The organism is Pseudomonas sp. G3-39 (assembly GCF_054790485.1).
The window spans coordinates 19,552-45,869 of sequence record NZ_CP186497.1; the positions used below are offsets into that span (position 1 = coordinate 19,552).

General features: G+C 61.5%; 8 protein-coding genes. 5 read left to right on the top strand and 3 right to left on the bottom strand.

The window, feature by feature from the left end; genetic code table 11:
• Positions 1-541 precede the first annotated feature (541 nt).
• Positions 542-1,252: a GntR family transcriptional regulator gene (locus tag ACOYXG_RS00080; RefSeq protein WP_027611110.1), complete on the bottom strand. Its 711-nt coding sequence runs from the start codon at positions 1,250-1,252 to the stop codon at positions 542-544.
• A 196-nt stretch (positions 1,253-1,448) separates the two neighbouring features.
• Between ACOYXG_RS00080 and lapG the strand changes: the two genes are divergently transcribed.
• On the top strand, positions 1,449-2,141 hold the full coding sequence (gene lapG, locus ACOYXG_RS00085; RefSeq protein WP_096797706.1) for a cysteine protease LapG: 693 nt from the start codon (positions 1,449-1,451) through the stop codon (positions 2,139-2,141).
• A gap of 14 nt (positions 2,142-2,155) precedes the next feature.
• Positions 2,156-4,102 carry a cyclic di-GMP receptor LapD gene (lapD, locus tag ACOYXG_RS00090; protein WP_139053425.1) on the top strand — a complete coding sequence of 649 codons (1,947 nt, stop codon included), beginning with the start codon at positions 2,156-2,158 and terminating at the stop codon, positions 4,100-4,102.
• Positions 4,103-4,228: 126 nt separating this feature from the next.
• Here the strand turns inward: lapD and ACOYXG_RS00095 are convergent, their stop codons facing one another.
• Complete coding sequence (locus ACOYXG_RS00095; RefSeq protein WP_027611112.1) at positions 4,229-4,567, bottom strand: hypothetical protein; 339 nt, start codon at positions 4,565-4,567, stop codon at positions 4,229-4,231.
• Between the two features lie 147 nt (positions 4,568-4,714).
• The gene (locus ACOYXG_RS00100; RefSeq protein ID WP_460355182.1) at positions 4,715-20,953 is read right to left on the bottom strand and encodes a LapA family giant adhesin; all 16,239 of its coding nucleotides are present in this window, start codon (positions 20,951-20,953) and stop codon (positions 4,715-4,717) included.
• 357 nt (positions 20,954-21,310) lie between these two features.
• Between ACOYXG_RS00100 and ACOYXG_RS00105 the strand changes: the two genes are divergently transcribed.
• From ACOYXG_RS00105 to ACOYXG_RS00115, 3 genes are read left to right on the top strand one after another with little or no spacing between them, the layout of a single operon-like run.
• Positions 21,311-22,663: a TolC family outer membrane protein gene (locus ACOYXG_RS00105; protein WP_007961502.1), complete on the top strand. Its 1,353-nt coding sequence runs from the start codon at positions 21,311-21,313 to the stop codon at positions 22,661-22,663.
• 42 nt (positions 22,664-22,705) lie between these two features.
• Complete coding sequence (locus ACOYXG_RS00110; RefSeq protein ID WP_027611114.1) at positions 22,706-24,862, top strand: type I secretion system permease/ATPase; 2,157 nt, start codon at positions 22,706-22,708, stop codon at positions 24,860-24,862.
• A complete protein-coding gene (locus ACOYXG_RS00115) occupies positions 24,852-26,219 on the top strand; it encodes an HlyD family type I secretion periplasmic adaptor subunit (RefSeq protein WP_096796933.1) in 1,368 nt (455 codons plus the stop codon). Before ACOYXG_RS00110 ends, ACOYXG_RS00115 begins: the two co-directional genes overlap by 11 nt.
• Positions 26,220-26,318: the final 99 nt, after the last annotated feature.

Sequence of the window (26,318 nt, forward strand, 5' to 3'; positions counted from 1 at the left end):
GAAAAGCTAATACATCGTCAAATAACTTAACAAGTTTATTTTGAATTATTTTTAGTTGTATGTTTTTCAAGTATGAGTCGGCCCGGTAAAACTTTTTGTTTAAGTTTTACTTGGGCGTAGTTGCTCCTTTCGGCAAATAATGGCCAAAATTGAAGACAAGAGTGAATGCCTCACTCAAAGCAACTTCAAGAAGCGGAAATTGAATGTGATGTATAGGAATGAAAGTGGGCCGGAAACGGCGCCGTAACTTCCCTTTTTCCCGTGGCAAGGCTCCTTCCGTAGGTTCCTGGTGCGGGGACTGCGCCGGCGGTGCGGCGCGTCGCCCGTTCTTCATGGGGTGGCCGTTAAAGAGTGCGGGTAAATTGGCGGGACGGCTATGACCGATTCGTCCGCGCCGAGCCGCAATGGCGGGCTTGCGAGCGCTGGGAGGTTAGAGCGAACACGCGGATCCGCCACCAGGTTTGCGGAGGATCGGGGAGAGGATTTGTAAGCGGGTTATTCGCCGGTCAGGCGCGAAGGCCTGAGACCGGCGTGAAGGGTGTCAGCGCACGGCCTTGCGGTTTTGTCCGGCGGGACTGGCGAGGAACCGGGTGATCACGTCGACGCCACGGTTGAGGTGATGTGTGAGCAACTTCACCGACAGCTCGACATCGCGCTCGATCACGGCCTGGAGCATGGCGCGGTGATCTTCCTGGGAGAGTTTGCCCAGGCCCATGGCTTCGAGATTGAAACGCAGGAAGCGCTCCTCCTCGTTGAGGCCGTCTTCGACCAGCCGCAGCAGACGCTTATTCGGTGCCTTGCTGTACAGGGCCATGTGGAACAGACGGTTGAGCCGACCGATTTCGCTGTAGTCGTGCTGGGTTTCGAGTTCTTCGATATAGCCGGCGGCAAGCGCGTGATCGGCGCTGGTCAGCAACGGGATCGACTGGCGCATGGCTTCGGATTCGAGGAGGATCCGCAACTCGTAGGTTTCGGTGGCGTCGCCCTGGATCAGCGGCGCTACAACGGCGCCCTTGTGGGTGGTGACGCTCAGCAGTTCCTGCGCTTCGAGCTGGCGCAGAGCCTCGCGCACCGGCATGCGGCTGACCCCGAACAGGTCGGCCAGATCCTGCTGGCGCAGGGCGGTGCCGCACGGCAAGCGACCGTCAAGGATCGCCGAGCGCAGGGTTTCTTCGATGATCGAGCGGGCAAGGTGTGCGGGAATCGGCCCATCGACTTTGATGCTGTGCAGCGGTTTGGGCTTCTGTGTCACAACTACTCACCCTGAATGACGACGGAATTTGGATCCAAAGACACTAGTGATTGCTCTACAGGTTGTCAAACCATGTAAAGGATTGCTGTCCTGAATGAAGTTTAGCGCGATGGCGATGATCTCATGGTGCCATTGTTTTTTGCCGGGCTAAGCTTCACCATCAAACGCTTTCCTTCCTGCCCCCTGGAAACCTGCTGTGGCGGTACGTTTCACGATCCCCCGGACTCTGCGCTGGCTAGGCTGCGCACTGTTGCTGGCCGGCGTCATGCTGGGCGGCCTGCATGCCGATTGGGATTTTTCCGCGATCAGCCGCAAGGCTACGGCGCTCTACGGCCCGTTGGGTGCCGGGCAGCAGCGGATCGATGCCTGGCAAAACCTGCTGGCCACGCAGAAACAGGTCAGCGAGATGGAAAAGCTGAAAGTGGTGAACCTGTTTTTCAACAAACAGGTGCGTTATGTAGAAGATATCGATCTGTGGGGGCAGGTCGATTATTGGGAGACGCCCATCGAAGCGTTGTGGAAAGGCGCCGGCGATTGCGAAGACTACGCGATCGCCAAGTATTTCAGCCTGCGCCATCTCGGGGTCTCCAGTGACAAGCTGCGCATCACCTACGTCAAGGCACTGCGCCAGAATCGCGCACACATGGTGCTGACTTACTACGCCACCCCCGATGCCATGCCGCTGGTGCTCGACAGCCTGATCGATCCGATTCAGCCTGCGTCCCAGCGAACCGATTTGCTGCCGGTCTACTCTTTCAATGCTGAAGGTCTGTACCTGCCGGGAGCCAAGGGCAACAAAAAGGTCGGTGACACCAAACGCCTGTCGCGCTGGCAGGATGTGCTGAAGAAAATGCAGGCCGAAGGTTTCCCGGTCGAAACGACTAACTAGGAGCACGCGCTCAGATGTCTTTGTTCAAACAGCTGTTGATCGCTATCTGTCTGTTCCTGGTGGTCGCCTTCACCGGCAGCTTCATGGTCAGTCTGGAGAGCTCGCGCACCCAGTACGTCAACCAGCTGCGCTCACATGCCCAGGACGCCGCCACGGCGCTGGCGTTGTCGCTGACGCCGAATATCGACGACCCGGCGATGGTCGAGCTGCTGGTCAGCTCGATTTTCGACAGCGGCTATTACGCGAGCATCCGCGTGGTCGATCTCAAGACCGACCAGACCATTGTCGAGCGCAGCGGGATTCCGGCAGTCAGCAATGTGCCTGACTGGTTCGTCAAACTGATCGGCCTGGAGCCGGCCGGTGGCGACGCGCTGGTCAGCCGTGGCTGGGAGCAGGCGGCGCGGGTCGAGGTGGTCAGTCACCCGATGTTTGCCGTGGCCAAGCTGTGGCAGAGCGCGTTGGGCAGCCTCGGCTGGCTGCTGCTGTGCGGCGCGGTCAGTGCAGTGCTCGGCGCGTTGCTGCTGCGCCGGCAATTGCGCCCGCTGGATTACATGGTCAAACAGTCCCACGCCATCGCCCGCCGCGAATTCCTCAGCCTGCCGGAGTTGCCGCGTACCCCGGAACTGCGGCGCGTGGTGCAGGCGATGAACCAGATGGTCGAGAAGCTCAAGGCGCTGTTCCAGGAGCAGGCCGAGCGCAGTGAAAAACTGCGTGCCGAGTCTTATCAGGACAACCTCACGGGGCTGGCCAACCGGCGCTATTTCGAGATGCAACTGCACAACCGCGTGAGCAACCCGGAGCAGGCCAGTTCCGGTTACCTGCTGCTGTTGCGGGTCAAGGATCTGGCCGGGCTCAATCAGCGTCTGGGCGGTCAGCGCACCGATGAATTGTTGAAAGCCGTCGGCGAGCAACTGTCCCGCGAATGCGCCAAATACCCGGAAACCCAAAACCTCGTCACCCGGATTCGCGGCGGTGAATTCGCCGTGCTGGCACCGGGACTGGTGCGCGAAGAAGCGCTGCAACTGGCGCAGAATCTCGACAGCGCATTGAGCAGCCTGCATGCCACTGGCGCAACCGATGTGCCGGCCGTGGCCTCCATCGGCCTCGCTCCGTTTGCTCACGGCGATTCACCGCAAGCGGTACTGACCCTGGGCGATCAGGCGCTGGCGCAGGCCGAGGGACAGGGCGAGCAGAACTGGGCGTGCATCGATCAGAGCCTGGTGGCGGACGTCGGTGACGATCACCATGCCTGGCATCGCTTGCTCGATCAGGCACTGAATCAGCAGCGTTTCGAGCTGTACTTCCAACCGGTGGTGGCCGCTCAGGACACGCAATTGGTGCTGCATTACAAAGTGCTTTCGCGCTTGCTGGATGAACAGGGCCAGACCATCCCGGCCGGGCGTTTCCTGCCGTGGCTCGAGCGTTTTGGCTGGACCGCGCGACTGGACCGTCTGATGCTCGAACGCGTGCTGGAGCAGATGAAAGGGCACGAAGATTCGCTGGCGCTGAACCTGTCTTCGGCAACCCTGGCCGATCCACAAGCGCTGAACAAAGTGTTCGAGATTCTGCGCGCACACTCCGACCTCGGCGAGCGCCTGACGCTGGAGATCGGCGAGGAGCAATTGCCGGAGCAAGCGGTGCTGGAGCAGTTGACCCGGCGCCTGCGTGAACTCGGTTTCTCTCTGAGTCTGCAGCGCTTTGGTGGACGCTTCAGCATGATCGGCAACCTGGCGCGGCTGGGGCTGGCGTACCTGAAGATCGATGGCAGTTACATTCGCGCGATCGATCAGGAGAGCGACAAGCGCCTGTTCATCGAGGCGATCCAGCGTGCGGCGCACAGCATCGACCTGCCATTGATTGCCGAGCGGGTGGAGACCGAAGGGGAGTTGTCGGTGATTCGCGAGATGGGCTTGTATGGGGTGCAGGGGCAGTTGTTTGGTGAGCCCACGCCCTGGAAGTGAATCTTGGTAAGGCGGTGTCAGTGATGCCGTCTTCGCGAGCAGGCTCGCTCCCACATTGGAATGCATTTCAAATGTGGGAGCGAGCCTGCTCGCGAAGGGGCCAGATCATTCAACGAATATGCGGGATCAGATCAGCCCACCTTCATCATCATCGATCAACTGGCTCAACCCGCCCAATGCCTCACGCGCCTGGGTGCGGTCCATCAACTTGGCCTGCGCCGCCGGCGGCAGGTCGGTGACGCGGATCACGCCCTTCTGGGTCAGCACCTGAATCAGGTCGTCGAGTACCCGAATCATTTCCAGGTCGCTCTGCTTGAGCTGTTTCAGGCTGGTTTCCACCACTTCATTGGCGAACCAGGCCTGGATTTCATGGCTGTCGGCCGGCAGCGTTTCCGTGGCCTCGGCGTAGGCCGCGGCTTCCACGCGAATCAACAGACCTTGCGCATCGCGTTGCACGTAAAACATTGAGCATCCCTCAGAAAGATCCAGCGTCATGCTGTCAGCAGCATAGGCCAACTGCGCGCGAGTATGCGGGGTGGCGACGAAATCGTCACCGCCGAGTTAGCCGCAAACGTGACGGCCGCCCCAAGGGGCGGCCGTTTTGTTCACGCATCAGCTGTTGTTGTGGTCGACCTTGATGGTCGGATCGCTGCCGGCAATCAGGTTGTGAATGTTGGCGCTCGACCAGTTGTTGCCTTCCAGTTTGATCGTCACGTCCGGCGTGGCGGCTGCCGCGTCGCCGGAGTTGAACTTGCCCGCCGAGCTGACTTGCAGCGACGACGTGCCATCAACCGTGGTGATCTTCAGGAAGTTGTCGATGGTGCTGCCGGTTTCACCCTGCAACAGATCGCGCAGGTCGATGCGGTCACCTTCGTTGGCGTTGAAGTCCTTGATCACGTCATTGCCGGTGTCGCCTGCTTTCCAGACGAAGGTGTCGGCACCGGAACCACCGATCAGGATGTCGTTGCCCTGGCCGCCGATCAGCGTGTCGTTGCCGGTGCCGCCGAGCAGGATGTCATTGCCCTTGCCGCCGTCGAGCAGGTCGTTGCCGCCCGAGCCGAACAGGATGTCATTGCCTGCGCCACCCAGCAGCGTGTCGTTGCCGTCATGTGCGCCGGACACATCGAACGCCTGATAGTGCTCGGTGATGTACTGGTGCACGTTGCTGGTGGTGACCTTGCTGACGTCGACCCCGGTCTGCTGCGCCACGAACGCCTGCATCGCCTGATAACCCTCGCCGGCAATGCCGTTGAAGCTCACCAGGTCGCCGAACAGGATGTCGTTGCCGTCGCCACCGCTGACGGTGTCGTTGCCCGGCATCGTCGCTTCGGTGTGGCCGATGATCGAGTTGGCCAGATCCTTCGGATCGATGTTGGTCTGCGGCGAGTGATCCGAGTCATACGGTTTCAGGTCGTTGAGGCTGACACCGCTGTTGATACCGATCGCCTCGACGTTCGACAGACTGCTGAGCAGGGCGAAGCTGCTGTTGGAGTTGGAGGTTGTCGCCGAATCCGTACTGCTACCGCTACCGGCCAGGCTCGACAACTCGTAAGTGCCGTCACCCTGAGCGTGAACAGTGCCCAGGTTGGTGGTGCTCCAGCCATAACGGGCAGTGTAAGTCTGCAACTGGGCATAACCGCTGGCGGTGATGCTCAGGTAATGCGTGTTGTCGATGTACGTGCTGAAAGTGTCGCCCAGCTTGTAGTTGCTGGTTGTCACCACACTGTCGAACTTCACGTTGCCGTACAGCGTCGGGTTGGTCTGCTCGCCGCTCTGGTAGTAGGTCGGCTGGCCGTCGGTGATGAAGTAGGTGAGGTTCTTCGCCCCGGTGTTGGCCAGCGCTTCCGTGCTCTGGAAGAAGTTGGCCGTGGTCTTGAACACGTCCTCGTAGTTGGTGCCGCCGCCGGACGCCATCGAGTCGAGCACGGCTTTGAGCTTGGTCAGCGCGTTCGGGTCGTTGAGGTTCACCGACACCGACTTGTTGACCTGGGTATCGAAGTCCGCCAGGAAGATGTTCACCGTGCCCGAGTTGCTGCCGCCCAGGCTCTGCTTGAGGGTGTTGAACACCGATGTCAGCGAGTCCTTGGCCGCGTTGATCGACGAGGTGCTCATGCTGCCCGAGCTGTCGACCATGAACGCGATGTTGTAGTTGGTGCCCGGCACCACGGTCAGACCACCGATGTCGGCGACCATGATGTCGTTGCCATCGGTACCGTTGAAGGTGTCGTCGCCAGAGGTACCAACCACCGCGTTGTACACCGCGGGCACCACGGTGACCGGAATCGTAGCGGTGCTGCTGGCCGAACCGCCGACCATTTCAGTGGAGGTCGAGGTCACGGTCAGGTTGAACTGGCCGTTGTAGTAGGTCGGCGGGGTTACGGTCAGGCTGCCCAGGTTCCAGCCGGTGACGTTGGCTTCGCCGTTGCTTGCGGTGACTGTGAAGGTGTGACCGTTGCCGTCGGAGAGAACCGAGCCGACCGGCGCGCCGCTGATCTTCACGCTCAGGGTTTCCGAACCGTCGGTATCGGTCAGCGCAGTGTTGATCGCCGACAGTTTCACCGTGGTGCCTTCGGCGCCAGTGTTGAGCTTGTAGCCGTCGTAATAGCCTTCGCCGTTGGTGCCGTGCAGGTCGGAGACGGTCACACCGGAATTCACCAGATCCTGCACCCCGGTGTAGATCGGCACGCCGGCGCTGCTCAGGTCGATCGGCGTGCTGCCGTTGACCGACAGGTTCACGTCATAGCTGCCCGGGCCGCTCTGGTTGTGGTGGTAGATGTCCAGGGTGTAGTAGCCGCTGGTGGTCGGGGTGAACGAACCACTGATCGCGCCGCCCGCGCCCCAGGTACCCGACGCCACGCTCTTGCCGCCAATGGTGATCAGCAGGCTGTCGTCAGCCACGCCGCTGAAGCTGTAGGTCTTGCCGGCTTCCAGATAGATCAGGCCCGAGGTTTTCGACGCAGTGCCGGCGGTCACACTGCCGTCGGACTGCACGTTGGTCACGTTGGTGCTGGAGTTCGGGGTGCCGGCGCCGTCGATCACGTTTTTCAACGTGGTCGAGTCAGCGCCGTTGCCGCTGGTGCCCAGGCCCGACAGGCCGGTCCAGACTTCCTTGACCAGCCCGGTGGACTTCACGCTGTTGTCGGCCACGCTCACGGTCGGCGCATCCGCCACTGGCGTGATGTCGATCTTCACGGTGCCGGTGTTGCCCAGCAGTTGGCCGTCGGTTGGCTGGAACTTGATCTGTGCGTAGTCGGCCTGGTTGTTGCCCATACCGGTGCCGCCGTAACCGTTGACCCCCGACTCGTTGGCATCCGGCATGAAGCGCAATTTGCCAGCGTCGATGTCAGCCTTGCTGAAGGTCTGGTTGTTGGCGACGTCTTTCCAGGTCGAACCGTCCAGATACTGCAGTTTGCCTTCGCCCGGCAGCTGGGTGATTTTGATGCCCAGGCTGCTGGCCGGGCTGTCGACGTCGGTCACACCGAAGGTCGACCAGCCGAGGATCAGCGGGGTGTCTTCGGTGCCGGTGACGTTGACTGGCGCGGCGACTGGCGCATCGTTGACCGCCACCACGTTGACCGTGGTGGTCGCGGTGTTGGAGTAGTTACCGCCATCGGTCACGGTCACGGTGATGATCCGTGGCACGGTGCTCGGGTTTTCACTGCTGTTGGTGAAACTGATGTTCTTGATCGCCTGCATGTAGTCGGCGAGCGTTGCGTTACCCGACAGGGTCAAGGTCACGGTGCCGTTGGTGCTGTTGGCATTGATGGTGATGCCGTTGACGCTGTTGCCGAGGTTCAGCGCATCGCCGTCCTGACGGTTGGTCAGCACGATGGTCGCGCCTGTCAGCATGGTGCTGTCCGGGTCGGTGATCGTCAGGTCAGTGTCGGCAATCGACACGCCGGCGCCCGGGGTGTTTTCGGTGAACGTCACCTTGTAGTCGGCACCGGTGGCGCCGCTGGAGTTGTTGGCATCCAGGTCGATGACCGGTGGCGCATCGTTGTCGATGATCGAGGTGCTGACGCTGCCGTTGGTGCTGCTGACGGCCAGGTTCTCGAAGTTGCCGCCGGTGGCCGAGTCGATCTTGACCACGAAGTTCTCGGTGCCTTCGGTGATCTTGTCATCGATGGTCGCGACGTTGAACTGTGCGCTGCTGGCGCCCGCCGGGATCTTCACGGTGTAAACACCGGTGAAGTCCGAACCGTCGGCAGCGGTGCCGCTGTAGACGATCTTCAGGGTCACGTCGGTTTGTGCCGGTTGCGTCAGGCTGACGGTGTAGCTGGCGGTCTGGCCTTCGGTCACCGAGGTGCTGCCGGTGATGCTGACAGTGGTGGTGTCGATGGTATCGGCGACGTTGGTCACGGCCGGTGTCGTGCTCGGTACCAGGTTCTCGAAGTTGCCACCGCTGGCGTTGGTGATGGTCGCCTGCACGCTGCCGGCGTCTTTGTAGACGTCGTCAGCCGGAGCCGGAACGGTCACGGTGCCAGTGGTTTTGCCGGCGTCGATGGTGATCACCGAGCCGTTGCTCAAAGTCACGGTTACCGGGGAACCGGCAGCGTTGCTCAGGGTTGCGGTGTAGGTGATCTGGCCACCCTCGTTCACCGCCGGGGTCGCGCTCAGCGACAGGCTGGTGGTATCGACAGTGTCGGTCACGGTGGTGCTGACCGGGGTTTTGTCGGCTACGAGGTTTTCGTAGTTGCCGCCGCTGACGTTGGTGATCGCATTGGTCAACGGTGCGTGGCCGGTCAACACGTCGTTCGGCGCAGTGGTGGTCACGGTGCCGGTGGTTTTGCCGATGTCGATGGTGATGGTCTGGCCGTTGGACAGGCTTACGGTCACTGGCGAACCGGTGACCGGAGCGCCGACAGTGGCGGTGTAGGTGACAGTGCCACCCTCGGCCACGGTGCCAGTGGCGGTAAGTTTCACGCCAGTGGTGTCGATGGTGTCGGTGACGCTGGTTACGGCTGGCGTGGTGCTTGGCACCAGGTTTTCGAAGCTGCCACCTGTCGCCGACTTGATGGTCGCCTGCACGGTGCCGGCGTCTTTGTAGACGTCGTCCGCTGGAGCCGGAACGGTCACGGTGCCGGTGGTTTTACCGGCGTCGATGGTGATCACGGCGCCGTTGCTCAACGTTACGGTCACTGGCGAACCCGCGGCGTTGGTCAGGGTTGCGGTGTAAACGATCGAGCCACCTTCGGCCACGGTGCCGGTCGCGGACAACGACAGATTGGTGGTGTCGACGGTGTCGGTCACGGTGGTGCTGACCGGGGTTTTGTCGGCCACCAGGTTTTCGTAGTTGCCGCCGGTCACGTTAGTGATGGCGTTGGTCAACGGCGCGTGACCGGTCAGCGCATCGTTCGGTGCGGTGGTGGTTACGGTGCCGGTGGTTTTGCCGATGTCGATGGTGATGGTCTGGCCATTGGACAGAGTCACCACGACTGGCGAACCAGTGACTGGCGCGCCGACGGTGGCGGTGTAGACGACGTTGCCGCCTTCAGCCGCTGTACCGGTGGCAGACAACTTCACGGTAGTGGTGTCGATGGTATCGGTGACGCTGGTCACGGCCGGTACGGTGCTTGGTACCAGGTTTTCGAAGTTGCCGCCGCTGGCATTGGTGATGGTTGCCTGCACGGTGCCGGCGTCTTTGTAGACGTCATCAGCCGGGGCAGGAACGGTCACGGTGCCAGTGGTTTTACCGGCGTCGATGGTGATCACTGCGCCGTTGCTCAGGGTCACGGTCACTGGCGAACCAGCGGCGTTGGTCAGGGTGGCGGTGTAAATGATCGAACCGCCCTCGGCGACCGTATTAGTGGCGCTCAGGGACAGGTTGGTGGTGTCGACAGTGTCGGTCACGGTGGTGCTGACCGGGGTCTTGTCGGCCACAAGGTTTTCGTAGTTGCCGCCGGTCACGTTAGTGATCGAGTTGGTCAACGGCGCGTGGCCGGTCAGCGCATCGTTCGGTGCGATGCTGGTCACGGTGCCGGTGGTTTTGCCGATGTCGATGGTGATGGTCTGACCGTTGGCCAGGGTCACGATGACAGGCGAGCCGGTAACTGGCGCACCAACGGTAGCGGTGTAAGTGACTGTGCCACCTTCGGCCACGGTGCCCGTGGCGGTGAGTTTCACGCCAGTGGTATCGATGGTGTCGGTGACGTTGGTCACTGCTGGCGTGGTGCTTGGTACCAGGTTCTCGAAGCTGCCACCGGTCGCGGTTTTGATCGTTGCCTGAACAGTGCCGGCGTCTTTGTAGACGTCGTCGGCCGGGGCAGGGACGGTGACGGTACCGGTGGTTTTACCGGCGTCGATGGTGATGACTGCACCGTTGCTCAGCGTCACGGTCACTGGCGAACCAGCGGCGTTGGTCAGCGTTGCGGTGTAAACAATCGAGCCACCCTCGGCCACGGTGCCGGTCGCGCTCAGGGACAGGTTGGTGGTGTCGATGGTGTCGGTCACGGTGGTGCTGACCGGAGTCTTGTCGGCGACGAGGTTCTCGTAGTTGCCGCCGCTGACGTTGGTGATGGCGTTGGTCAGTGGCGCATGACCGGTCAACACGTCGTTCGGTGCGGTGGTGGTCACGGTGCCGGTGGTTTTGCCGACTTCGATGGTGATGTTCTGGCCGTTGGCCAGAGTCACGGTCACTGGCGAACCGGTTACCGGTGCACCAACGGTCGCGGTGTAGGTGACGGTACCACCTTCAGCAGCAGACTCGGTCGCGGTCAGTTTGACCGTGGTGGTGTCGATGGTGTCGGTGACGCTGGTCACGGCAGGGGTGTTGCTGGTCACCAGGTTTTCGAAATTGCCGCCAGTCGCGGTCTTGATCGTGGCCTCAACGGTGCCGGCGTCTTTGTAGACGTCATCCGCTGGAGCCGGAACGGTCACGGTGCCGGTGGTTTTGCCCGCGTCGATGGTGATCACGGCGCCGTTGCTCAACGTCACGGTAACTGGCGAACCGGCAGCGTTGGTCAGCGTCGCGGTGTAAACGATCGAGCCGCCTTCGGCCACGGTACCGGTCGCGGACAGCGACAGGTTGGTGGTGTCGACGGTATCGGTGACTGTGGTATTGACCGGGGTCTTGTCGGCAACGAGGTTTTCGTAGTTGCCACCACTGACGTTGGTGATCGCGTTGGTCAGCGGCGCGTGGCCGGTCAGCGCATCGTTCGGTGCGGTGGTAGTTACGGTGCCGGTGGTTTTGCCGACTTCGATGGTGATGTTCTGACCATTAGCCAGGGTCACGACCACAGGCGAACCGGTTACCGGAGCACCGACAGTCGCGGTGTAGGTGACGGTGCCACCTTCGGCAGCAGACTCGGTCGCGGTGAGTTTTACAGTGGTGGTATCGATGGTGTCTGTGACCTGAGTCACAGCCGGCACGGTGCTCGGCACCAGGTTTTCAAAGTTGCCACCGGTAGCGTTGGTGATCGTTGCCTGAACGGTGCCGGCGTCTTTGTAGACGTCATCCGCCGGAGCCGGCACGGTCACGGTGCCAGTGGTTTTACCGGCTTCGATGGTGATCACAGCGCCGTTCGACAGGGTCACGGTGACTGGCGAACCAGCCGCGTTGGTCAAGGTCGCGGTGTAGATGATCGAACCACCCTCGGCGACCGAGTTGGTTGCGCTCAGCGACAGGTTGGTGGTGTCGACAGTGTCGGTAACGGTTGTGCTGACCGGCGTTTTGTCGGCGACCAGGTTTTCGTAGTTACCGCCGCTCACATTGGTGATCGCGTTGGTCAAAGGCGCATGACCGGTCAGCGCATCGTTCGGTGCGATGGTGGTTACGGTGCCGGTGGTTTTACCCACTTCGATAGTGATGTTCTGACCGTTGGCCAGTGTCACAACGACAGGCGAACCGGTCACCGGCGCACCGACAGTGGCGATGTAAGTGACGGTGCCATCTTCCGCAGCAGACTCGGTCGCGGTCAGCTTGACCGTGGTGGTGTCGATGGTATCGGTAACGTTGGTGACGGCTGGAGCGGTGCTCGGCACCAGGTTCTCGAAGTTGCCGCCGGTGGCAGTCGAAATGGTTGCTTCGACTTTACCGGCGTCTTTGTACACGTCGTCCGCCGGAGCTGGAACAGTCACGGTGCCAGTGGTTTTACCGGCTTCGATGGTGATCACAGCGCCGTTGGACAGGGTCACGGTGACTGGCGAACCAGCGGCGTTGGTCAGGGTTGCGGTGTAAACGATCGAACCGCCTTCAGCCACGGTACCGGTCGCGGACAGCGACAGGTTGGTGGTGTCGACGGTGTCGGTGACGTTAGTGCTGACCGGGGTTTTGTCAGCCACGAGGTTTTCGTAGTTGCCACCGGTCACACCGGTGATCGAGTTGGTCAGAGGCGCATGACCGGTCAGCGCGTCGTTCGGTGCGGTGGTGGTCACGGTGCCGGTGGTTTTGCCGACGTCGATGGTGATGTTCTGGCCGTTGGCCAGGGTCACCACGACCGGCGAACCGGTGACTGGTGCGCCAACAGTGGCGGTATAGGTGACGGTGCCGCCTTCGGCTACCGAGGTATCGGCAGTCAGTTTGACGGTCGAAGTGTCGATGGTGTCGGTGACTTCGGTGACAGCCGGCACGGTGCTCGGCACCAGGTTTTCGAAGTTGCCGCCGGTGGCGGTGGAAATGGTTGCTTCGACTTTGCCCGCGTCTTTGTAGACGTCATCGGCAGGCGCCGGAACGGTTACGGTGCCCGTGGTTTTGCCCGCTTCGATGGTGATCACGGCGCCGTTGCTCAATGTCACGGTGACAGGTGAGCCTGCAGCGTTGGTCAGGGTTGCGGTGTAAACGATCGAGCCGCCTTCAGCGACGGTGCCAGTGGCACTGAGCGACAGGTTGGTGGTGTCGACGGTATCGGTGACATTGGTCGAAACCGGCGTTTTATCCGCCACGAGGTTTTCGTAGTTACCGCCGCTCACGTCGGTGATTGCGTTGGTCAACGGCGCGTGGCCGGTCAACGCATCGTTCGGCGCGGTGGTGGTCACGGTGCCTGTGGTCTTGCCGACTTCGATGGTGATGTTCTGACCGTTGGCCAAGGTTACGACCACAGGCGAGCCGGTTACCGGAGCACCGACGGTGGCGGTGTAGGTGACGGTGCCACCTTCCGCAGCGGATTCAGTCGCCGTCAGTTTGACCGTGGTGGTGTCGATGGTGTCGGTAACGTTGGTGACGGCCGGCACAGTGCTCGGTACCAGATTTTCAAAGTTGCCACCGGTAGCGCTGGAGATGGTCGCTTCGACTTTGCCGGCATCTTTGTACACGTCATCGGCTGGCGCCGGAACGGTCACGGTGCCAGAGGTTTTACCGGCCTCGATGGTGATCACCGCGCCGTTGGACAGGGTCACGGTGACTGGCGAACCAGCGGCGTTGGTCAGGGTTGCGGTGTAGACGATCGAGCCACCCTCGGCCACGGTGCCGGTCGCACTGAGCGACAGATTGGTGGTGTCGACGGTGTCGGTGACATTGGTCGAAACCGGCGTTTTATCCGCCACGAGGTTTTCGTAGTTACCGCCGCTCACGTCGGTGATGGCGTTGGTCAGCGGCGCGTGGCCGGTCAACGCATCGTTCGGCGCAGTGGTAGTCACGGTGCCAGTGGTTTTACCCACTTCGATGGTGATGTTCTGACCATTGGCCAAGGTCACCACGACCGGCGAGCCAGTCACTGGCGCGCCGACAGTCGCGGTGTAAGTGACGGTGCCACCTTCCGCAGCCGATTCGGTCGCGGTCAGTTTGACCGTGGTGGTATCGATGGTGTCGGTCACGTTGGTGACGGCCGGAACGGTGCTAGGCACCAGGTTCTCGAAGTTGCCACCGGTAGCGCTGGAAATGGTTGCTTCGACTTTACCCGCGTCTTTGTACACGTCGTCAGCCGGAGCTGGAACGGTTACGGTGCCCGACGTTTTACCGGCTTCGATGGTGATCACCGCGCCGTTGGACAGGGTCACGGTCACCGGCGTCCCGGCCGGATTGGTCAGGGTCGCGGTGTAAACAATCGAACCACCCTCGGCCACCGAGTCGCTGGCGGTCAGGTTCAGGTTGGTGGTGTCGACGGTGTCCGACACCGAGGTGTTCGCCGGTGTCTTGTCGGCCACCAGGTTCTCATAGTTGCCGCCGGCAACCTTGTCGATGGCGACGCTCAGCGAGCTGCCGCCCGCCAATGGGCTGTTCGGCGCAACGAAATTCACGCTGCCGGTGGTCTCACCGACGGCGATGGTGATGGTCTGGCCGTTGGACAGAGTGACCACAACTGGCGAGCCGGTTACCGGTGCGGTCACGCTCGCGGTGTAGACCACGGTCTCGCCTTCGGCGACGTTGGCGGTGGCGGTCAACGACACGGTGGAGGTGTCGATGGTGTCGTTGACGGTGGTCACCGCCGGAGTGTTGCTGGTCACCAGGTTTTCGAAGTCGCCACCGGTCGCGCCCTTGATGGTCGCTTCAACGGTGCCGGCGTCCTTGTAGACGTCATCCTTCGGCGCATCGACGGTCACGGTGCCGGTAGTTTTGCCGGCGTCGATGGTGATCACCGCGCCATTGCTCAAGGTCACGGTCACCGGAGTGCCGGCGGCGTTGCTCAGGGTGGCGGTGTAGGTGATCTGCCCGCCTTCGTTCACCGCCGGGGTCGCGCTCAGCGACAGGTTGGTGGTGTCGACGGTGTCGGTCACGGTGGTGCTGACCGGCGTTTTGTCGGCGACGAGGTTTTCGTAGTTGCCGCCGCTGACATTGGTGATCGAGTTGTTCAGCGGCTCATGACCGTTCAGCGCATCGTTCGGAGCGGTGGTCGTCACGGTGCCGGTGGTCTTGCCGATGTCGATGGTGATGGTCTGACCGTTGGCCAGGGTCACAACAACAGGTGCGCCAGTCACTGGAGCGCCAACAGTCGCGGTGTAAGTGACAGTGCCGCCTTCAGCCACCGAAGTATCGGCGGTCAGCTTCACGGTCGAGGTATCGATGGTGTCGGTGACTTCGGTGACGGCCGGAACGGTGCTCGGCACCAGGTTCTCGAAGTTGCCGCCCGCAGCATCCTTGATCGTGACTTCGACCTTGCCGGCGTCTTTGTAGACGTCATCGGCAGGTGCTGGAACGGTCACGGTGCCGGTGGTTTTACCCGCGTCGATGGTGATCACGGCGCCGTTGCTCAGGGTCACGGTGACCGGCGAGCCGGCAGCATTGGTCAACGTCGCGGTGTAAACGATCGAACCGCCCTCAGCCACGGTACCGGTCGCGCTCAGCGACAGGTTGGTGGTGTCGACGGTATCGGTCACGGTGGTGCTGACCGGGGTTTTGTCGGCAACCAGATTCTCGTAGTTGCCGCCGCTCACGTCGGTGATGGCGTTAGTCAGCGGCGCATGACCGTTCAACGCATCGTTCGGTGCGGTGGTGGTCACGGTGCCGGTGGTCTTGCCGACTTCGATGGTGATGTTCTGACCGTTGGCCAGGGTCACGACCACAGGCGAGCCGGTTACCGGAGCACCGACAGTGGCGGTGTAGGTGACGGTGCCACCTTCAGCAGCGGACTCGGTTGCGGTCAGTTTCACCGACGTGGTGTCGATGGTGTCAGTGACTTCAGTCACTGCCGGAACAGTGCTCGGAACGAGGTTCTCGAAGTTGCCGCCGGTTGCACCGTTGATGGTGACTTCAACCTTGCCGGCATCTTTGTAGACGTCATCGGCTGGTGCTGGAACGGTCACGGTGCCGGTGGTCTTGCCCGCGTCGATGGTAATCACCGAACCGTTGGACAGGGTCACGGTGACTGGCGAGCCTGCAGCGTTGGTCAGGGTCGCGGTGTAGGTGATCGAACCGCCCTCGGCGACCGAGTTGGTGGCGCTGAGCGACAGATTCGTCGTGTCTACGGTGTCAGTGACGGTGGTGCTGACCGGGGTATTGTCAGCGACCAGATTCTCGTAGTTGCCACCGGTGACGCCGGTGATCGAGTTGGTCAGTGGTTCGTGACCATTCAGCGCATCGTTTGGCGCGGTGGTGGTCACGGTGCCGGTGGTTTTGCCGACTTCGATGGTGATGTTCTGACCATTGGCCAAGGTCACCACGACTGGCGAACCAGTAACGGGTGCGCCAACGGTAGCGGTGTAGGTAACCGTGCCACCTTCAGCAGCAGACTCGGTCGCGGTCAGTTTGACCGTGGTTGTGTCAATGGTGTCAGTAACTTCAGTCACTGCCGGAACAGTGCTCGGAACGAGGTTCTCGAAGTTGCCGCCGGTTGCACCGTTGATGGTGACTTCGACTTTGCCGGCATCTTTGTAGACGTCATCGGCAGGCGCCGGAACGGTCACGGTGCCAGTGGTTTTGCCCGCTTCGATGGTGATCACCGAACCGTTGGACAGGGTCACGGTGACTGGCGAGCCAGCAGCGTTGGTCAGGGTCGCGGTGTACGTGATCGAACCGCCCTCGGCGACCGAGTTGGTGGCGCTGAGCGACAGATTCGTCGTGTCTACAGTGTCAGTGACGGTGGTGCTGACCGGGGTTTGGTCGGCAACCAGATTCTCGTAGTTGCCACCGGTGACGCCGGTGATCGAGTTGGTCAGTGGTTCGTGACCATTCAGCGCATCGTTTGGCGCGGTGGTGGTGACAGTGCCGGTGGTTTTACCCACTTCGATGGTGATGGTCTGGCCGTTCGCCAGGGTCACGGTCACTGGCGAGCCGGTGACAGGTGCGCCGACGGTGGCGGTGTAAGTGACAGTGCCGCCTTCAGCTACCGAAGTGTCGGCGGTGAGTTTGACCGTCGACGTATCGATGGTATCGGTAACTTCGGTAACAGCCGGAACGGTGCTCGGCACCAGGTTCTCGAAATTGCCGCCTGCTGCGTCTTTGATCGTGACTTCAACCTTGCCAGCGTCTTTGTAGACGTCATCGGCAGGTGCTGGAACCGTTACGGTGCCAATGGTTTTGCCGGCCTCGATGGTGATGACCGAGCCATTGCTCAAGGTCACGGTCACCGGAGTACCGGCCGGATTGCTCAGGGTTGCGGTGTAGACAATCGAACCGCCTTCCGCCACGGTGCCGGTCGCAGTCAGCGACAGGTTGGTGGTGTCGACTGTGTCGGTGACGTTGGTCGAAACCGGGGTTTTGTCAGCGACCAGGTTTTCGTAGTTGCCACCGCTCACTTCAGTGATCGCGTTGGTCAGTGGCTCGTGACCGGTCAACGCATCGTTCGGTGCGGTGGTGGTCACGGTGCCAGTGGTTTTGCCGACTTCGATGGTGATGTTCTGGCCATTGGCCAAGGTGACAACAACCGGCGAGCCGGTTACCGGTGCGCCGACGGTGGCGGTGTAAGTGACAGTCCCGCCTTCAGCTACCGAAGTGTCGGCGGTGAGTTTGACCGTCGACGTATCGATGGTATCGGTAACTTCGGTAACAGCCGGAACGGTGCTCGGCACCAGGTTCTCGAAATTGCCGCCTGCGGCGTCTTTGATCGTGACTTCAACCTTGCCAGCGTCTTTGTAAACGTCATCGGCTGGTGCTGGAACGGTCACGGTGCCGGTAGTTTTACCGGCTTCGATAGTGATCACCGAGCCGTTGGACAAGGTCACGGTCACCGGCGTACCGGCCGGATTGGTCAGGGTCGCGGTGTAGACGATCGAACCGCCTTCCGCCACGGTGCCGGTCGCAGTCAGCGACAGGTTGGTGGTGTCGACGGTGTCGGTGACGCTGGTCGAAACCGGGGTTTTATCCGCTACAAGATTCTCGTAGTTGCCGCCGCTCACGTCAGTGATCGCGTTGGTCAGTGGCTCGTGACCGTTCAATGCATCGTTTGGCGCAGTGGTGGTGACGGTGCCGGTGGTTTTACCCACTTCGATGGTGATGGTCTGGCCGTTTGCCAACGTGACGGTCACTGGCGAACCGGTTACCGGGGCCCCGACAGTCGCGGTGTAGGTGACGGTGCCGCCCTCGGCCACCGAGGTATCAGCGGTCAGTTTGACGGTCGAAGTATCGATGGTGTCAGTGACTTCGGTGACAGCTGGAACGGTGCTCGGAACAAGGTTCTCGAAATTGCCACCGGTAGTTCCGGTAATGCTGACTTCAACCTTGCCGGCATCTTTGTAGACGTCATCGGCAGGCGCCGGAACGGTCACGGTTCCGGTGGTTTTGCCGGCTTCGATGGTGATGACGGAGCCATTGCTCAGGGTCACAGTCACCGGGGTGCCGGCCGGGTTGGTCAGGGTCGCGGTGTAGACAATCGAACCGCCTTCAGCGACGGAGCCAGTGGCGCTCAACGTCAGGTTGGTGGTGTCGACGGTGTCGGTCACGGTGGTGCTGACCGGCGTCTTGTCGGCGACCAGATTTTCGTAGTTGCCACCGCTCACGCCAGTGATCGAGTTGCTCAGCGGCGCCTGGCCGTTCAGCACATCGTTCGGTGCGGTGGTGGTCACGGTGCCGGTGGTTTTACCCACTTCGATGGTGATGGACTGACCGTTGGCCAGAGTCACGACAACCGGCGAGCCAGTCACAGGCGCACCAACGGTCGCGGTGTAAGTGACGGTGCCACCCTCGGCGACCGAGGTGTCAGCGGACAGTTTGACCGTCGAGGTGTCGATGGTATCGGTCACTTCGGTGACCGCAGGGACAGTGCTTGGCACCAGATTTTCGAAGTTGCCGCCGGTCGCACCGTTGATGGTGACTTCGACTTTGCCAGCGTCTTTGTATACGTCATCCGCAGGCGCCGGAACCGTCACGGTGCCGGTGGTTTTACCGGCTTCGATGGTGATCACGGCGCCGTTGCTCAGGGTCACGGTGACCGGCGAGCCGGCAGCATTGGTCAACGTCGCGGTGTAAACGATCGAACCGCCCTCAGCCACGGTACCAGTCGCGCTCAGCGACAGGTTGGTGGTGTCGACGGTGTCGGTAACGGTGGTCGAAACCGGAGTTTTATCGGCGACGAGGTTCTCGTAGTTACCGCCACTGACATTGGTGATGGCGTTGGTCAGCGGTGGATTGCCGGTCAGCGAGTCGTTCGGCGCGGTGGTGGTCACGGTGCCGGTGGTTTTGCCGACTTCGATGGTGATGGTCTGACCGTTGGTCAGGGTCACGGTCACTGGCGAACCGGTGACAGGCGCGCCGACGGTGGCGGTGTAAGTGACGGTGCCGCCTTCAGCGACCGAAGTATCGGCAGTCAGTTTGACGGTCGAGGTATCGATGGTGTCAGTGACTTCGGTAACAGCCGGAACGGTGCTCGGCACCAGGTTCTCGAAATTGCCGCCGGTGGTGCCGGTGATGCTGACTTCGACCTTGCCGGCGTCTTTGTAGACGTCATCCGCAGGCGCGGGAACGGTCACAGTGCCGGTGGTTTTGCCAGCCTCGATGGTGATGACGGAGCCATTGCTCAACGTCACGGTCACCGGGGTGCCGGCCGGGTTGGTCAGGGTCGCGGTGTAAACGATCGAGCCGCCTTCAGCGACGGTGCCGGTGGCACTCAGCGACAGGTTGGTGGTGTCGATGGAGTCGGTAACGGTGGTGGTCGCCGGCGTGGTGTTCGGCACCAGATTCTCGAAGTTGCCGCCGGTCGCACCGGTAATCGTGGTGCTGACGGTGCCGCCGTTGTTGTAGACGTCGTTCGGCGCGGTCGGCACGTTGACCGTGCCAGTGGTCTGGCCGGCTTCGATGGTGATGGTCGAACCGTTGGACAGGGTGACGGTGACCGGCGTCTGTGCCGGATTGGTCAGGGTCGCGGTGTAGGTGATCTGGCCACCTTCGACCACGGTACCGGTGGCGGTGAGGGTCAGGCCGGTGGTGTCGCGCGAATCGACGATGTTCGTTACGGCTGGCGTCGTGTTTGGTACCAGATTCTCGAAGTTGCCACCAGTGGCACCGGTGATAGTGGTGCTGACGGTGCTGCCGTTGTTGTAGACGTCATTCGGCGCGGTTGGCACGTTGACGGTGCCTGTAGTCTGGCCGGCTTCGATGGTGATGGTCGAACCGTTGGACAGGGTGACGGTGACCGGCGTCTGTGCCGGGTTGGTCAGGGTCGCGGTGTAGGTGATCTGACCGCCTTCGGTGACGCTGTTGCCAGCAGTCAGGGTGACGGTGGTGGTGTCGATGGTGTCGGTGACCTGAGTCGTCGCCGGGGTGGTCGGCGGGGTCACGGTAATGCCGTTGCCGCCGGTGGTGCCGGTGACGGTCACGTTGATCTGGGTCGGGTCGTTATAAACGGTGTCGTTCGGTGCCAGCGGGACGTTGACGGTGCCGGTGGTGGAGCCGGCCGGAATTACGATCACCGAGCCGTTGGACAGGGTGATGGTCAGGTCGGTCAGCGGCGCCTGGGTCAGGGTCGCGGTGTACACCAGCACGCCGCCGGCTTCGGTGATGGTCGGCGTGGCGCTGAGGCTCAGGGTCGATTCACGCAGGGCGTTGGTGGTGGTGTCGGTGGTCTGGCCACCGGTGATGTTCTGTGCCGCTTGTGCACCGGCGTTGATGCCCGCGGTCGGGAAGCCGATGGTCGGATCGACGCGGCCGGCGGTGGCGTCGAGCATCACGAAACTGTGGCCGCCGCCTGCCGCGCCGCCAGTGCCTGCGGCGGTGGCGCCGGCAGCGGTGGCTTCAAGGGCGGTGGTCGGGTCGGCACCGGCGGCGATGGCCTGCTGCAGCTCGGCTACAGACGGCGCGGCCTGCGCGGTGGCCTCGGCCAGGTCAGTGCTGGAGTCGGGCGCGTTGGCGCTCCACTGGGTTTCACGGCCCAGGTCCAGGGTGCGGCCATCCGCCAGTTCCAGCGACACGGCGCCGGAGAGGCCGGTATCGATCTGGTCGCCGACGAACAGGCGATCGCCTTCAACGAGCACGCGGCGTACACCCTCGGGGGAGACCACGAATACCTGACCGACAATGCTTTTGACGATGGCAACAACACTGCTCATTGAAGACTCTCCGGGTGTCACGTTCAGTTGACTTCCATAGCCTGATGGCTTCGGCGCCGATTCAGTCTGGACGTACTTTAAAAATTTGCGAATCAAGATTGACGCTGTTCTTCGTCAATAATTTGGCTAGATTCTTTCGCTATTAACTTTATGCCAAACTATTGACCTTCTGGGTGCCATCCTAAACAATCGCCCCACTAATGTCACATTGATATTTCCGCGGCGACCTGTCCCTCAGCGTGTGATCCAGTTCCTATTTTGAACTTTCCGACATACGGTCATTCCGGTTGCCAATCATCCGACGCAGCAGCACGTTTTGCTGTGATTCAAGACAAGAAGTCCTGGGAAATCTTTACCATGCGTTTGCACTTGTTCAAGGCTCTACCGTTCGCCCTCGCCGCCTCTTTCGTCCAAGCACAATCCTTACCAGAAGCCATGCAACAGGCACTGGATGTCCATCCGGAAATCCAGGCGGGGGTCAACAGTCGTTTGGCCGCGGATTATCAGTTAAAGGCAGCCAAAGGTGGATACCTGCCCAAGGTCGATCTGCTGGGCGGTTATGGCCGTGAGGGCACTGACAGCGTGACCACCCGCGCCAACGGTGGCGGCAACCACTGGGAAACTTTGAACCGCAGCGAGTCAAGTTTACGTCTCTCGCAAATGGTTTTTGACGGTTTTGCCACGTCCAGCGAAGTCGGGCGTCAACAAGCCACCGTCAACTCCCGCGCCTACTCGCTGCTCGGCACTTCCGAGCGCACCGCGCTGACCGTCGCCCAGGTTTACCTGGACGTGCTGACCCGCCGCGAATTCGTGCGTCTGGCCGAAGAGAACCTCAAGAGCCACCAACGCATTTACGATCAGATCCAGCTACGCACCCAGCGCGGCGTCGGCAGCGGCGCTGACCTCGATCAGGCTGAAGCGCGGATGGCTCAGGCCCGCAACAACCTGATCACCGAACAGACCAACCTCGCCGACTCCGAGACCAACTTCCTCAGTGCCGTCGGCCAGATGCCTGACCAGTTGGAGCGCCCGGCGCCGTTCATGGCGATGATGCCGGCCAACCTCAATGAAGCCCGTACGCAGATGCTGGAAAACAGCCCGATCCTGCGCTCGGCCGAGTCCGATATCGCCGCTGCCGAGAAGCAGTACGAAACCGCCAAGTCGACGTTCTACCCACGTTTCGACGCCGAGCTGGGTCGCACTGCCGATAACGATCTCGACGGTCAGAACGGCCACAACAACGAGTGGCAGGCGATGCTGCGCATGCGCTTCAACCTGTACTCCGGCGGCAGCAACAAGGCCGATCTGGAATCCAAGTCGTACCTGTCGAACCAGGCGCTGGACATCCGCAACAACGCCCTGCGTCAGTTGAACGAAGAACTGGGCCTGGCCTGGAACGCCCTGAACAACGCCAATGCGCAGGTGCCGATCGCTCAGCAGTACGTTGATCACAGCACCGCCGTGCGTACCGCCTACCAGCGTCAGTTCAGCCTCGGCGAGCGCACCCTGCTCGATTTGCTCGACAGCGAAAACGAGTTGTTCACCGCTTCGCGCCGTCTGGCCGAGATCAAGAACATTCAGTTATTTACTCAGTATCGAATCAAGGCGACCATGGGCGAGTTGCTCAAGAGCCAGGGAGTGGTCGCACCATTGGCATCCGTCGTGCAGAACGATGTGAAGCCGAAGGTCCAACTGCCCGGTATGAATTGAGCAGAACCTTCATTGTTCAATTGTTAGCCAAGAGTGCCGAGCGTGGAATCAGAAGTCAGTCGAGTTCAACTCATTCATGATCCGCGCGCGATGCACGACGATCCGTTACTGGATGGTCTGCTCGCTCTATGCATGTTGCACCAGAAGCCGGCCAGTGCCGCGATGCTGACCACTGGCCTGCCGTTGCCCAAGCAGCGCCTGAGTGTCGAGTTGCTGCCCCGCGCAGCGGCTCGCGCCGGGCTGCAGGGTCGGGTGCTGCAACGCAAGCTGGAAGAGATTCCGGCGATTGCCATGCCGGCGCTGTTGCTGCTCAAGGATGGCCGCAGCGCCGTCCTGCTCGGCTGGCAAGGTGACAACGAAGCCCGGGTGCTGCTCAGCGAAAGCGACGGCGGCGAATCGGTGGTCAGTCGCGAACTGCTGGCTGACGACTACACCGGCAAAGTGTTCTTCGCCCAGCCGCAGCACAAATTCGACGTCAACCACGGCACGCTGATCCCGCGTGCGCGCTCGTGGTTCCGCGACACCCTCAAGCGCTCGCGCTGGCTGTACGCCGATGCGATCGCCGCGAGTTTCCTGATCAACATCATCGCCATGGCCGCACCGCTGTTCGTGATGAACGTCTACGACCGCGTGGTGCCGAACCAGGCCGAAGCGACCCTGTGGGTGCTGGCGCTGGGCATCACCGGTGCCTACATTTTCGATCTGATTCTCAAGAGCCTGCGCAGCCTGTGCCTGGATCTGGCCGGCAAGAAAACCGACCTGATCATCTCCGCGACGCTGTTCGAGCGGATCGTCGGCATGGCCATGAAGTACCGCCCGGCGCGGGTCGGCAGCTTCGCGCAGAACATCCATGAGTTTCAGAGCCTGCGCGACTTCCTCGCCTCGCTGACCCTGACCAGCCTGATCGACCTGCCGTTCACCATCCTGATCTTCATCGTCATCGCGATTCTCGGCGGGCATCTGGTGTGGATTCCGGTGCTGGCGTTCCCGATTGCGCTATTGATCGGCTATGCGTTGCAAAAGCCGCTGGTAGCGACCATGGAACGCACCATGGCGCTCGGCGCCGAGCGTCAGTCGAGCCTGATCGAAACCCTCGCCGGCCTCGATGCAGTCAAGGTCAACAACGCCGAAAGCGAACGCCAGTACCAGTGGGAACAGACCATCGGCACCCTCAGCCGCCTCGAACTGCGGGTGAAAATGCTCTCCGGTCTGGCGATGAATATCACCCTGCTGATCCAGCAACTGGCCGGGGTGATCATGATCGTCTTCGGCGTGTACCAGATCATCGCCGGCAACCTGAGCATGGGCGGTCTGATTGCCTGCTACATGCTCAGTGGCCGTGCGCTCAGCCCGCTGGCGTCGCTGTCCGGTCTGTTGACCCGCTACCAGCAGGCACGGGTAACCATGACTTCCGTCGACCAGATGATGGAGCTGCCGCAGGAGCGCAATTTCGAAGAACGTCCGCTGAGCCGCAAGGTGTTGCAGGGCGCGATCGAGTGCCGTCAGTTGAACTTCACCTACCCGGAGCAACAGAACCCGGCGCTGAAGAACATCAACCTGGTGATTCGTCCCGGCGAGAAGATCGGCATCATCGGTCGCAGCGGTTCGGGCAAAAGCTCACTGGCGAAACTGCTGGTGGGCCTGTATCAGCCGGACGACGGCGCATTGCTGGTGGACGGCGTGGACATCCGCCAGATCGACGTCAGCGAGCTGCGCTACAACATCGGCTACGTGCCGCAAGACATCCAGCTGCTGGCCGGCACCCTGCGTGACAATCTGGTCTCCGGCGCGCGCTATGTAGAAGACGAGCTGGTACTGCAAGCCGCCGAACTGGCCGGCGTGCACGAATTCGCCCGCCTGCACCCGCAGGGTTATGAGCTGCAAGTCGGCGAGCGTGGGCAGAACCTGTCCGGTGGCCAACGGCAGAACGTTGCTCTGGCGCGGGCGCTGCTGCTCAACCCGCCGATCCTGCTGCTCGACGAACCGACCAGCGCCATGGACAACACCGGCGAAGAACGCCTCAAGCAGCGTCTGGCCGCCGTCGTTGAAAACAAGACCGTGGTGCTGGTGACGCACCGGGCCTCGCTGCTGTCGCTGGTCGACCGCCTGCTGGTGGTCGACCGTGGACAGATTCTCGCCGATGGCCCGAAAGCCGCCGTGATGGAAGCGTTGAAGAAGGGGCAGATCAGTGTTGCTTAAGTCGGGTGTCAAAGAGTCGATCCGTCGCTACTTCAAGGGTTCTGCCTCGCTGCAGGGCCAGCCGCTGCCGGAGGTCAATAAGGCGCTGATCGAGGACGCCCCGCGCGTCGTGCGCCTGACCATCTGGGCAATCATCGGCTTCTTCCTGTTCCTGCTGCTGTGGGCCAACTTCGCCGTGATCGACGAAGTGACCAAGGGCGACGGCAAGGCGATTCCGTCGTCGAAGATCCAGAAAATCCAGAACCTTGAGGGCGGGATTGTCTCGGAAATGTTCGTCAAGGAAGGTCAGATCGTCGAGGCCGGCGCACCGCTGATTCGTCTGGACGACACGCGATTTGCTTCCAACGTCGGCGAAACCGAGGCTGATCGGCTGTCTATGCTGCTGCGCGTCGAGCGTCTGAGCGCCGAGGTCGATGACCGTCCGCTGAATTTCCCGGAAGACGTGCTCAAAGCCGTGCCGGGTCAGGCGAAAAGCGAAGAATCGTTGTACATCAGCCGGCGTCAGCAACTGCACGACGAGATCGGTGGTTTGCAGGAGCAGTTGATCCAGCGTCAGCAAGAGCTGCGCGAGTTCAGCTCCAAACAGGCGCAATACCGCCAGCAACTGGGCCTGCAACGTCAGGAAATCAACATGTCCGAGCCGCTGGTGGCGCAGGGCGCGGTGTCACCTGTTGAAGTGCTGCGGCTCAAGCGTGCCGAAGTCGAAACCCGTGGTCAGCTCGACGCCACCACGTTGGCGATCCCGCGCGCCGAATCGGCCATCAAGGAAGTCCAGCGCAAGATCGACGAGACTCGCGGCAAATTTCGCAGCGATGCGCTGACCCAGCTCAACGAAGCCCGCACCGACCTGAACAAGGCCCAGGCCACCGGCAAGGCGCTGGAAGACCGGGTCAGCCGGACGCTGGTCACCTCGCCGGTACGCGGCATCGTCAACAAGTTGCTGGTCAACACCATCGGCGGTGTTATTCAGCCGGGCAGCGACATGGTGGAAATCGTGCCGCTGGATGACACCTTGCTGGTCGAAGCCAAGATCCGTCCGCAGGACATTGCGTTCCTGCATCCGGGGCAGGAAGCGATCGTCAAATTCACCGCGTACGACTACACCATTTATGGCGGGCTGAAAGCCAAACTGGAGCAGATCGGTGCCGACACCATCACCGACGAAGACAAGAAAACCACCTACTACATCATCAAGGTGCGCACCGAGCGCAGCCACCTGGGCACTGATGAAAAGCCGTTGCTGATCATTCCGGGGATGGTCGCGTCGGTGGATATCATCACCGGCAAGAAATCGGTGTTGAGCTATCTGCTCAAGCCGATCATTCGGGCGCGGGCCGAGGCGTTGCACGAGCGCTAGATCTTCAGCGCGGCGGCTGGCCTCTTCGCGAGCAAGCCCGCTCCCACAGTTGATCTTCAGTGGACGCAGGTTCTGTGTTCGACCGGGATCCACTGTGGG